This window comes from Actinomadura sp. DC4 (genome assembly GCF_030406325.1).
GTDB lineage: Bacteria > Actinomycetota > Actinomycetes > Streptosporangiales > Streptosporangiaceae > Actinoallomurus.
On sequence record NZ_JAUEQY010000045.1, the window covers coordinates 15605 to 26502 of the forward strand.

11 protein-coding genes are annotated in these 10898 nt (G+C 74.0%); 9 read left to right on the forward strand and 2 right to left on the reverse strand.

Features of this window, described 5'->3' with window-relative positions:
• The first annotated feature begins 57 nt into the window (after positions 1-57).
• Positions 58-2367 carry an AAA family ATPase gene (locus tag QWU11_RS43190; RefSeq protein ID WP_290120399.1) on the forward strand — a complete coding sequence of 770 codons (2310 nt, stop codon included), beginning with the start codon at positions 58-60 and terminating at the stop codon, positions 2365-2367.
• A 3-nt stretch (positions 2368-2370) separates the two neighbouring features.
• Here the strand turns inward: QWU11_RS43190 and QWU11_RS43195 are convergent, their stop codons facing one another.
• Complete coding sequence (locus QWU11_RS43195) at positions 2371-2745, reverse strand: MarR family transcriptional regulator (protein ID WP_290120400.1); 375 nt, start codon at positions 2743-2745, stop codon at positions 2371-2373.
• Positions 2746-2831: 86 nt separating this feature from the next.
• Here QWU11_RS43195 and QWU11_RS43200 point away from each other — a divergent pair, with 86 nt between their 5' ends.
• The 3 genes from QWU11_RS43200 (at position 2832) to QWU11_RS43210 (ending at position 6454) form a co-directional block, all read left to right on the forward strand.
• Complete coding sequence (locus QWU11_RS43200; protein ID WP_290120401.1) at positions 2832-4295, forward strand: MFS transporter; 1464 nt, start codon at positions 2832-2834, stop codon at positions 4293-4295.
• 132 nt (positions 4296-4427) lie between these two features.
• The gene (locus QWU11_RS43205; RefSeq protein WP_290120402.1) at positions 4428-5060 is read left to right on the forward strand and encodes a helix-turn-helix domain-containing protein; all 633 of its coding nucleotides are present in this window, start codon (positions 4428-4430) and stop codon (positions 5058-5060) included.
• A gap of 56 nt (positions 5061-5116) precedes the next feature.
• Entirely contained in the window at positions 5117-6454 is a 1338-nt protein-coding gene (locus QWU11_RS43210; protein ID WP_290120403.1) for an MFS transporter, read from the forward strand.
• Here QWU11_RS43210 and QWU11_RS43215 read toward each other — a convergent pair.
• A complete protein-coding gene (locus tag QWU11_RS43215) occupies positions 6451-7167 on the reverse strand; it encodes a helix-turn-helix domain-containing protein (protein WP_290120404.1) in 717 nt (238 codons plus the stop codon). The genes QWU11_RS43210 and QWU11_RS43215 overlap by 4 nt on opposite strands.
• Before the next feature lie 34 nt (positions 7168-7201).
• Here QWU11_RS43215 and QWU11_RS43220 point away from each other — a divergent pair, with 34 nt between their 5' ends.
• From QWU11_RS43220 to QWU11_RS43240, 5 genes are all read left to right on the forward strand, one after another.
• A complete protein-coding gene (locus QWU11_RS43220) occupies positions 7202-7639 on the forward strand; it encodes a VOC family protein (protein WP_290120405.1) in 438 nt (145 codons plus the stop codon).
• Positions 7640-7672: 33 nt separating this feature from the next.
• Positions 7673-8254 carry a TetR/AcrR family transcriptional regulator gene (locus QWU11_RS43225; protein ID WP_290120406.1) on the forward strand — a complete coding sequence of 194 codons (582 nt, stop codon included), beginning with the start codon at positions 7673-7675 and terminating at the stop codon, positions 8252-8254.
• Positions 8255-8328: 74 nt separating this feature from the next.
• Complete coding sequence (locus QWU11_RS43230) at positions 8329-9804, forward strand: MFS transporter (protein ID WP_290120407.1); 1476 nt, start codon at positions 8329-8331, stop codon at positions 9802-9804.
• Positions 9801-10553, forward strand: a complete 753-nt coding sequence (locus QWU11_RS43235) for an SDR family oxidoreductase (RefSeq protein ID WP_290120408.1) — start codon at positions 9801-9803, stop codon at positions 10551-10553. The genes QWU11_RS43230 and QWU11_RS43235 overlap by 4 nt, the downstream gene beginning before the upstream one ends.
• A gap of 79 nt (positions 10554-10632) precedes the next feature.
• Positions 10633-10896 (forward strand): hypothetical protein, encoded by a 264-nt coding sequence (locus QWU11_RS43240; RefSeq protein WP_290120409.1) that lies wholly within the window; start codon positions 10633-10635, stop codon positions 10894-10896.
• Positions 10897-10898 lie beyond the last annotated feature (2 nt).

Genomic DNA, 10898 nt, shown 5'->3' on the forward strand with positions numbered 1-10898 from the left:
CAGGCGGCAGCCTGGACAGTCGGGGCGGGCGATCGGCCCGGGGGCGAGAGGAAGCACGTGATCACCAGTGAGATCGACCGGGAGCAGGAGTACGTCGCGCGGCTCTACGAGCGCGTCGACCTGATGCGGGAGCAGGCGTCGGCACGCCTCGCCGGCACTCTCGAGCAGAACGGCGGCACCCCGCAGGCCAGGATCGAGCGGGACGTCGCCGTCACCCGCTACGCCGAGCGGGTGGCCCGGCTCGACGCGGCCGAGAGCGGACTGTGCTTCGGCCGCATCGACCTGCGGGACGGAGGACGCCGCCACATCGGCCGGATCGGGCTGCTCGACGAGTCCGCCGAGGGCGAGCCGCTGCTGATCGACTGGCGTGCCCCGGCCGCCCGGCCCTTCTACGTCGCCACCGCCGGCGCGCCGCAGGGCGTCAGCCGCCGGCGCCACATCGCCACCCGTGGCCGCCGCGTGGTCGGCCTGGACGACGAGGTGCTGGACCGCGACGGCCTCGCGGACGCGGGCGGGCTGACCGGGGAGGCCGCGCTGCTCGCCGCGGTGGAGGCCGGGCGGACCGGCCGGATGCGCGACATCGTCGCGACGCTCCAGGCCGAGCAGGACGACATCATCCGCTCGGCCCACCGAGGGATCCTCGTCGTGCAGGGCGGCCCGGGGACCGGGAAGACCGCCGTGGCCCTGCACCGCGCCGCGTACCTCCTCTACACGCACCGGCGGCTCGCCGCCCGCGGCGTGCTGGTCGTCGGCCCGAACGCCACCTTCCTCACCTACATCGGCCAGGTGCTGCCGGGCCTGGGCGAGACCAACGTCCTGCTCTCCACGGTCGCCGAGCTGTTCCCCGGGGTCACCGCGGACCGCCACGAGTCCACGGCCGCCGCCGAGGTCAAGGGCCGGGCCGCGATGGCGGAGGTGGTGGCCTCGGCCGTACGGGCCCGGCAGGCGCCCGGGCCGCTGGAGGTGGAGTTCGGCGGAGAGACGCTCCGGATCGAACGCGAGACGCTGCTGCGTGCCGCCGAGCGCGCGCGGGCGACCCGGCTCCCCCACAACCAGGCCCGGCCGATCTTCCAGCGGGAGGTCGTGGCCGAGCTCGCCGCACTGCTGGCCGACTCGACGCGACGGCTCACCGCACGCCTGGAGGCCGAGGTCGCCGACGTGCTCGCCGGCACCGAGGACGCCATCGCCGAGGACCTGGCGAGCATGCCCGCCGCGTTCGAGGAGGACACCGGCGATCTCGACCTGCGGCCGGAGCTGTGGGAGGACCCGGGCGTACGCGCCGCCGTCGAGGAGCAGTGGCCCGCGCTGACGCCCCAGCGGCTGCTGGCGGACCTGTTCGCCGACGCGGACCGTCTCGCCTCGGCCGCCCCGGACCTGACCCCGGCCGAGCGCGCGTCGCTGCTGCGTCCTCCGGGCGGCTGGAGCCCCGCCGACGTGCCGCTGCTCGACGAGGCCGCCGAACTCCTCGGCCGTGACGAGCGCGCGGCCGAACGCCGGGCGGCGCGGGCGCGCGAGCAGCGGGTCGCGTACGCGCAGGGCGTGCTCGACATCGCGGCCGGCTCGTGGTCCGCGGACGAGGCGCTGAGCGCCGCCGACCTGCTGGGCGCCGAGGACCTGGCCGACCGGCACGAGGAGCGCGACCACCGTACGGTCGCCGAGCGCGCGGCGGCCGACCGTACCTGGGCGTTCGGCCATGTGATCGTGGACGAGGCGCAGGAGCTGTCGGAGATGGCCTGGCGGCTGCTGATGCGGCGCTGCCCCAGCCGGTCGATGACGATCGTCGGCGACGTCGCCCAGACCGGCAGCGCGGCGGGCACCACGTCGTGGGGCCATGTCCTGGCGCCGCACGCCGGCGACCGGTGGCGGCTGGCCCGGCTGTCGGTGAACTACCGCACCCCGGCCGAGGTGATGACGGCGACCGAGGACGTACTCGCCGCGATCGACCCGGACCAGGAGCCGCCCCGGTCCGTACGCGAGACGGGGGTACGGCCGTGGCGGCTCGCCGTCGCGGCCGGCGCGCTGCCGTCGAGGCTGGCCGAGGTCGCCGCCGAAGAGGTGGAGTCCCTGGGCGACGGCAGGCTCGCGGTGATCGTCCCCGACAGCCGGGCCGCCGAGCTGGGCGTGGCGGTGCCGTCCGCCTCCGGCGACGAACCCGACCTGACGAGCAGGGTCGTGCTGCTGGGCGTGCGGCAGGCCAAGGGGCTGGAGTTCGACTCGGTGCTGATCGCCGACCCGGCCGCGATCCTCGCCGAGTCGCCGCGCGGGCGCGGCGACCTGTACGTGGCGATGACGCGGACCACCCGGCGCCTCGGCATCCTGCACTCCGGGCCGGCGCCGTCCGAGATCGCCGCCGTACCGCCGCGCTGAGGCTCAGAGGTGCTCGGCGAGCACGGCGCGCTGCGTGCGGCGGGCCTCGGTGTGGCGTTCGCGGCCCGCGTCGGTGAGCGTGACGAAGATGGCGCGGCGGTCGTCGTCGCACATGCCGCGCTCGACCAGGCCGGCGCGTTCGAGGCGCGCGACGGTGCGCGAGAGCGCGCTCTGGCTGAGGTACATGTCGCCGGCCAGGTCGTGCATGCGCCGCTGCTCGCAGGTCGCGTCGACGAGGCGGTCCAGCGCCTCGAACTCGCTCATGCCGATGCCGTGGGCGTCTTGGAGCGCACGGTCCAGGGCGCAGGAGACGTTGCTGTAGCACGCGAGCACGTCGCGCCACCTCTGGACGATCACGTCCTCACGCGCACCGGTCATGCCGCGGACCATAGCATGCCCTCACATTAGTTGCAAACACATTTAATGTTTGGACATTGAATGCATGTGCATGTAACTTCGGTCCGGTGACAACGACCGCTCCCCCTTCTCTGCTCGCCCACCCCGACGTTCCGCGACGTCAGCGCTGGCCGCTGCGCCTGTGGGGCGTCCTCGCCGTACTCTCGCTCGTGCTGTTCCTCGACGGCCTGGACGTGTCGATGGTCGGCGTCGCACTGCCCTCGATCGGCACCGAGCTGCACCTGGCGACGTCCAGCCTCCAGTGGATCGTCAGCGGTTACGTCCTCGGCTACGGCGGCCTGCTGCTGCTCGGCGGGCGCACCGCCGACCTGCTGGGCCGCCGCCGGGTGTTCCTGATCGCCCTGGCGGTGTTCGCCGTGGCCTCGCTGCTCGGCGGCCTCGTCGACTCGGGCCCGCTGCTGATCGCCACCCGCTTCATCAAGGGCGTCAGCGCGGCGTTCACCGCGCCGACCGGCCTGTCGATCATCACGACGACGTTCGCCGAGGGCCGGATGCGCAACAAGGCCCTGTCGATCTACACGGTCTTCGGCGCCAGTGGATACTCCTCCGGCCTGATCTTCGGCGGCCTGATGACCGGGATCGGGTGGAGGTGGACGTTCCTGATGCCCGTGCCGATCGCGCTCATCGCGCTCGCCGCCGGCTACGTGCTGCTCCCCCGCGGAATGCCCGCCGCCTCCGGTGGCCACGACGTCCTCGGCGCACTGACCTCGACGGGCGCGATGCTGCTGCTCGTGTACAGCCTGGTCTCCGCGCCCTCCCGGGGCTGGACGTCCCCGGCGACGCTCGGCCTGTTCGCCGCGGTGATCGTCCTGCTGGTCGCCTTCGTGCTCGTGGAACGCCGGGTACGGCACCCGCTGATCCGGCTGGGCATCCTGCGCAAGGGCACGCTCGTACGGGCCAACCTGGCGATCGTCGCGCTGTTCGGGTCGTACACGGCGTTCCAGTTCATCATCACGCTGTACCTGCAGGACGTGCTCGGCTGGGCGCCGCTGAAGATGGCCCTGGCCCTGCTGCCGACGGGCCTGCTGGTGGCCCTCAGCGCCCCGTTCGCCGGGACGATGATCGACCGGTACGGCACGGCGAGGTTCATCGTGGGGGGCCTGGCCGCGATGTCCGTCGGGTACCTGCTGTTCCTGCGCATCGACACCCACCCGGTGTACGTGGTGGCGATCCTGCCGACGGCGATCCTGCTGGGGGTGGGGTTCGCGCTCGGATTCCCCTCCATCAACGTCCAGGCCACGGCGGGCGTCTCGGATGACGAACAGGGTCTGGCGGCCGGCCTCGTGCAGACGGCCGCCCAGGTCGGCGCCGCCCTCGTGCTGGCCATCACGACGGCGATCATCGCGGGCGACGGCCGCCCGGCCCGGTCGGCGGCGGACGTGCTCGCCGACTACCGGCCGGGGCTGGTGTTCGCGACCTTCGTGGCGGTGGGCGGACTGCTCATGGCCGTGGTACCACTGGCCTTCCGCCGCCGCCGCGAGCCCGTGCCCGTACTGGAGGAGGCCGCCTGAGCGCCGGGAGGCGACCCTTACCGGGGTTCGCCTCCCACGCGTCCGGCCTCCGGATGGGCGCGCCGTCGAGGCCGCGACCCAACTGCAAAGGGTTCTTTGCAAAGAACCCTTTGCAGTCATATTTTGTCGGTCATGGCCGATCTGAGTGGTGAGGCGCGCCGGGTGGCGGAAGCCGGTGCGGTCGTGCTGGACGCCAAAGGACTGCGCGCGCTGGCCCACCCCGTGCGCGTACGGCTGATCGGGCTGCTGCGCAAGCACGGCCCGTCGACCGCCACCCGGCTCGCCGAACGGCTGGGCGTCAACTCGGCCACGGCCAGCTATCACCTGCGCCGGCTGGGCGCGGCGGGCTTCGTCGAGGAGGACGAGGAACGCGGGAACTCCCGGGAGCGCTGGTGGCGTTCGGTGTACCACGCGACCTGGTTCGACGACCCGGACCTGGCCGAACGCGAACCGGACGCCGCTCTGTCGTACCTGCGGTCGGTCGCCGCCTTCTACACCTTGTGCGCCCAGCGGGCGCTGGAGGACTTCCCGGCGATGCCCCGCCCGTGGCGGGAGGTCCTCGAGATGAGCGGCTGGCCGATGCGCCTCACTCCGGCCGAGGCGGCGTCTCTGCGGTCGGAGCTGCGGGAGGTCATCGACCGCTACCGCCATGACACCCCGGCGGCCGCCGACGCCCCCGCGCAGGCCGAACGAGTCTCAGTGATCATGCACGTACTCCCCGAACTCGACACGCCGGCAGCCCCGTCCGGAAGGCCGGCGCCATGACGGAGCCCACCTCTGGACCGCCTGACCGGGGTGCCGCCCCGGCGACCGCTGAGCTCTTGTCCACCGGCCCCTCGGCCGCCGCCGGTGGGCGGAGTCTCCGGCCGCTGGCCGGGGTGCTGGCGGCGATCGCGGTCTCCTCGACCGGGACGCGGGTCTCGGCGGTCGCGCTGCCCTGGTTCGTGCTGAGCACGACCGGGAGCGCCACGCTGACGGGGGTCGTGGCCTTCTGCGAGATGACCCCGTACGTGCTGGTCAAGGCGTTCACCGGACCGCTGGTCGACCGGGTCGGCCCGCGGACCGTGTCCTGGACCGCCGACCTGGTGAGTTCGTGCGCCGCCGGAGCGGTTCCGCCGCTGTACGTCACGCACCTGCTGCCGTTCTGGCCGTTGTCGTGCCTGGTCGTACTGATCGGCGCGGCGCGCGGGCCCGGTGACCTGGCCAAGGAGGTCATGGTCCCCGAAGCCGCCGAGGCCGGCCGCGTACCCCTGGAGCGCGCCACCGGCCTCGCCGGCGTCACCGAACGACTCGCGTCGGGCGTCGGTCCCGCCGTCGGCGGGGCGCTCGTCGCGCTGCTCGGCCCCCTCACCGGTCTGGCCGTGAACGCGGCCTGCTTCGCGGCCGGATCACTGATCATCGCGCTGGCCCTCCCCCGCGGCATGGGCCGCGGAGCCGCACGGCCGGACCGCGACGGCGACGACGCCGGCCACCAAGGCGAGGGCTACTGGCGGCGCCTCGGCGAAGGCCTCGTGTTCCTGCGGGGCGAGCCGCTGATGCTCTCCCTCGTCATCATGATCGGCCTCACCAACCTGCTGGACGCGGCATTCCTGTCCGTACTCGTTCCGGTCTGGGCGCGGACCTCCGGCGGCGGACCGGCCGCCATCGGCCTTACCGAGGGCGTCTGGGGGGCCGCCGCGGTCGGCGGGAGTCTCGTCGCCGCGGTGGTCGCCCACCGGATGCGACGGCGGGCGGTGTTCTTCGCCGGGTTTCTCATCGCCGGTTCGCCGCGGTTCTTCGTGCTCGCCCTCGGGGTGCCGATGTGGGTGGTACTGGCCGCGTTCGCCGCCGGAGGGATCGGGGCCGGCCTCCTCAACCCGATCCTCGGCGCCATCACCTTCGAACGCGTACCGCGCCGCCTGTGGGGCCGGGTCCACGCGCTCGGTGACTCGGTGGCCTGGGCCGGGGTCCCGTTCGGTGGTCTGCTCGCCGGGGCGCTGATCGCCGCCTTCGGTCTCGCACCGGTACTCGTGGCCGGCGGCGCCGCCTACTTCCTCACCACCAACCTGGCCGGCCTCCGCCCCGAGTGGCGCGAGATGGACCGCCTACGCGGCCACGGCGCACCCGCCGAGCCGCCCCGGCGGCAGGATCACGAGGACACGCACCGCGCCGCTCATTAGAGGCGTTCGGCGAGCAGGGCGGTGGGCGTCAGGCCCGACAGGGCGCGTACCTCCCGGCTCAGGTGGGCCTGGTCCGCGTAGCCGGCGCGTGCTGCCAGGTCGGCCAGGGACCGCTCCCGACCGGCCGAAAGCCTCAGGAACCGCTGGAGGCGTACGACCCTTCGCAGGGTTCTCGGCTCCAGGCCGGTGTGGGACAGGACCAGCCGGCGCAGGTGGCGTTCGGACAGGTTGAGGTCCGCGGCCACGTCCGCGACCCTGGCCGCCGGGCGCCGCAGGGCGTTCAGGGCGTGTTCCACCCGTTCGTCCCTCTCATCCGGCACCGGCACGGCCGCGGTGCGGTCGCCCTGCCACACCCGCTCGGCGATTCTCGCGGCCTCACTCGCGGGGAACACGTCGGACAGCGGCAGCTCGCGGTCGCGGATCTCGTCCGCGGGGAGGCCCAGGGCGGTGCCGATGGCGGCCGTACGGAGACGGAGCCCGCGCAGGCTCGTCCCGGCGGCCAGGCGTGGCAGCTGGACGGACGTGGCCGGCCCCACGACGGTCGCGCGGCCGTCCGATGACACGATCACGTCCGCGCAGGCGTCCGGCAGGACGCGCTGCACGTATCCGCCCGCCCGCTCGTCCACGCTCTGTTCCCACCAGCATTCGACGAACGGATGCCCGGCGGCCGGGTGGAACTCCCGGTAGAACGACGCGGTGTCCGATGCGTTCAAGACGGCCTTCCCCTGGTGGGCGCATAGTCAGGGTATGCAACAACGCACTCATTTCATCACCCTGTCGACGCCCGACCTCGACGCCGCGCGCGCCTTCTACCGCGACGGGCTGGGCTGGACGGCACTCCTCGACGTACCCGGTGAGATCATCTTCTTCCAGGTCGCGCCCGCGATGGTGCTCGGTCTCTTCGACCGGGACCAGTTCGTGAAGGACATGGAGGGCACGGCCGCCGACGGCAGGGTCGGCGGGCTCACCCTCTCGCACAACGTCGGCTCTCCCGCCGAGGTCGACGAGACCGTGCGGAAGGCGGTCGCCGCAGGCGCGACGCTCGTCAAACCGCCGCAGGCCGCGGCCTTCGGCGGCTACCACGGGCACTTCGCCGACCCGAACGGCGTGGTCTGGGAGGTCTGCCACAACCCCGGCTGGCGGGTCGACGAGGACGGCACGGTCCATCTGGAGCCGGTTAATTGACCGATCGATCTCGATAGAGCTAGCGTACGGCGCGTGGCACGTACGAAGCAGTTCGACCCGGACGCCGCGCTGCAAAAGGCGCTGGAGCTGTTCTGGGAACGCGGCTATGAGGCGACCTCGATGGCCGACCTCGTCGAACACCTGGGCATCGCCCGCGCGAGCATCTATGCGACGTTCGGCGGCAAGCACGAGCTCTACCTCAAGGCGCACGAACGGTACGTCCAGAGCCGCGACCCCGGCGTCGTCGAACTGCTCTCCCAGCCGGGCCCGGCCCTGCCCGCCGTACGCGGGCTGGTCAACGCCTACGCCGAGGAGTCCATCGGGGACGAGCGCCGGCGCGGATGCCTGGTGGTCAACAGCGCCGTCGAGCTCGCCGCGCGCGACCCTCGTACGGCACGGCAGGTCGCGGCGAGCTGGGACACGCTGGAGACGGCGCTGACCTCGGCGCTCATCCGGGCACGCGCCCAGGGCGAGCTGTCCGGGGACCGCGACCCCCACGCCCTGGCGCGCTTCCTGCTCGTGCTGCTGCAGGGCATCCGGGTGCTCGGCCGCACCGACCCCGACCCCGCCCGCCTGCGTGACGCGGCCGCCCAGGCCCTGTCGCTGCTGGGCTGAGGCCGCCTGTGATGACGAAAAAGGCGTTCGCGCGTCCCGATAACAGAACGATCGGTCTGGATAGGGCGGCTCATGTGCTGCTCGGCGGCGTCCAGGTCACCCTGATCGCGAGCATCACCCTCATCACCGTCGCCCTGCCGGCGGTCGAGCGGTCTCTGCGCGTGGCCCCGCCGGACCTGGTGCCGGTCGCCTCCGCGTACGGCCTGTCCTTCGGCGGCCTGCTGCTGCTCGGCGGACGGCTCGCGGACGTGTTCGGCCGCCGGCGGACCTTCGTCGCCGGCGTGGCCGTCTTCGGCGCCGCCTCGGCCGCCGCCGCCCTGGCCCCCGGCCTGGCGACGCTGCTGGCCGCCCGGCTCGCCCAGGGCGCGGGCGCCGCGCTGGCCGCGCCGTCCGCGCTCGCGCTGCTCGGCGACGTGGTCCGCGATCCACGCCGCCACGGCCGCGCGATGGCCGTCTGGGGCGTGCTGAGCAGTTCGGGAGCGACCGCCGGGAACGTCCTGTCCGGAGTCGCGATCACCTGGCTGCCGTGGCGCGCCCTGTTCCTGGCCCCGCTGGCCGTGTCGGTGATCGCCGTGACGGCCGCCCGCCACCTGCTGCCGGACGACCGGCCGGGGACGGGCCGGCCACCACGGTGGAGGAGACCGGTCACGACGCAGAGCCCGACACGAACCGGGGCTCCTGCCGCCCGGCCGGGCACACCACCCCGGCCCGGGGCATCGGACGAACCGGCGAGCAGCCGGCCGGAGACTCCGCGCCGACACCGCGACGGCCGCCGAGGGCGAGCCGTCCCGCGCCGTACCGGCCCTCGACCGGCCGATCCGGCGCGGATCGACTGGACCGGCGCCGGCCTCGGCACCGGCGGGCTGGCCCTGCTCCTGTACGGCCTGCAGCACGCGGCATGGGCGGCCGGCGCCGGCCTCGTACTGCTGGGGCTGTTCGCCCTGGCCGAGCACCGCTCCCCCGACCCGCTCGCACCGCCCGCCTTCCTGCGCGAGCGGGCGCTGCCGCTCCTCGCCACGGCCCTGTGCGCGGCGGCCATGGCCACCGCCTGCTTCATGGTCGCGCTCTACCTCCAGCAGGTACGCGGGCTCTCGCCCCTGCGGACCTCGCTCGTCTTCCTCCTGCCCGCCCCGGCCCTCGTGGCCGCCGGTGCGCTCGCCGGCCGGCTCATTCCCCGGTTCGGCGCCCGGAGGGTGCTGGCCGGCGGGCTCGCGGTCGCGGCGGCCGGGCTGTACCTCCTGAGCCGCTTCGGCCTGCCCTGGGCCGGGCTGGTCGTCTTCCCCCTGGGCGCCGGGACGGCGTTCGCCGCCGCGACGGTCTCCGCCCTGGCCGGCGTGCCGCCCGCGCGCGCCGGGCTGGCCGGCGGCGCGCTGAACACCGCGATGGAGGTCGGGCCGCCGCTCGGCCTGACCGCCGCCGTCGCGCTGGCCTCCGCGCGCGCGGGCGACGCCGCCGCCGGGTACGCGTTCGCGCTCCGCTGCACCGCCCTCGTCTTCATCGTCACCACCCTGATCGCGCTCCGGCGCCCACACCAAGGAGAGATGGAATGACCGCACGTTTCACCGGCAAGGTCGCGCTCGTGACCGGCGGCGGCTCCGGCATCGGGCGGGCCACCGCGCTGGCGTTCGCCCGCGAGGGCGCGGCCGTCGTCGTCGCCGGCCGTACCCCCGGGCCGCTCGAGGAGACCGTACGGCTGGCCGAGAAGGAGGGCGGCACGGCGAGCGCGGTGACCGCCGACGTCTCACGCGCCGCCGACGTGGCCCGTCTCGTCGCGACCGCGGCCGGACGCCACGGCGGCCTGCACATCGCGTTCAACAACGCCGCCGTGCTCGCCGCCGGCCCGGTGACCGGCATCGACGAGGCCACCTGGGCCGCGATGGTCGGCACGAACCTGACCGGCGTCTGGCTCTCGCTGAAGGAGGAGGTCGCGTACATGAGCGCGCACGGTGGCGGCGTCATCGTGAACACCGCCTCGATCGGCGTCACCGCCGTCCCGGGCCTGGGCGCGTACGGCGCGACCAAGGCCGGCGTCGTCGCCCTGACCAAGGCGGCGGCGCGGGAGGCCGTCGCCGACGGCGTCCGCATCAACGTGGTCAGTCCCGGCCCGATCGCCACCGCGATGTCGATGCGGCCCGGCGAGACCGAGGCCGGCCGTGCGGCCCGCGTCGGCGAACGCGTCCCCGCGGGCCGCGTCGGCACGCCTGAGGAGGTGGCGGCGGCCGTCCTGTGGCTGGCCTCATCGGAGGCGGCCTTCGTCGTCGGCCACGAGCTGACCGTCGACGGCGGCGCCACCGCGTGAGGACGTAAGACCTGTTTCCTGCCCGATGTCGGGCAGGAAACTTGGCTTACCGCACTGGAGTCCGGCAGGATCAGGGCGCATGGCCGCGTACGACGATCTCCTCCTCCACCTCAGCCGGACGACCTCGCTGAGCCCGGGTGAGGCGGCACGCGTGGTCGCCGACGTTCTGGCCTACTTCGCCGAGCCCGCGGAGGAGTTCGTACGGCGGCGGCACGCGGAGCTGCGGACGCGCGGCCTGACCAACGACCAGATCTTCGAACACGTCGCGGCCGAGCTGCCCCAGCGCCGGTTCGCTCCCCCGGAGCTGTCGCTCCGGCAGCTGCGGCGGATCGTCTACGGATGAAG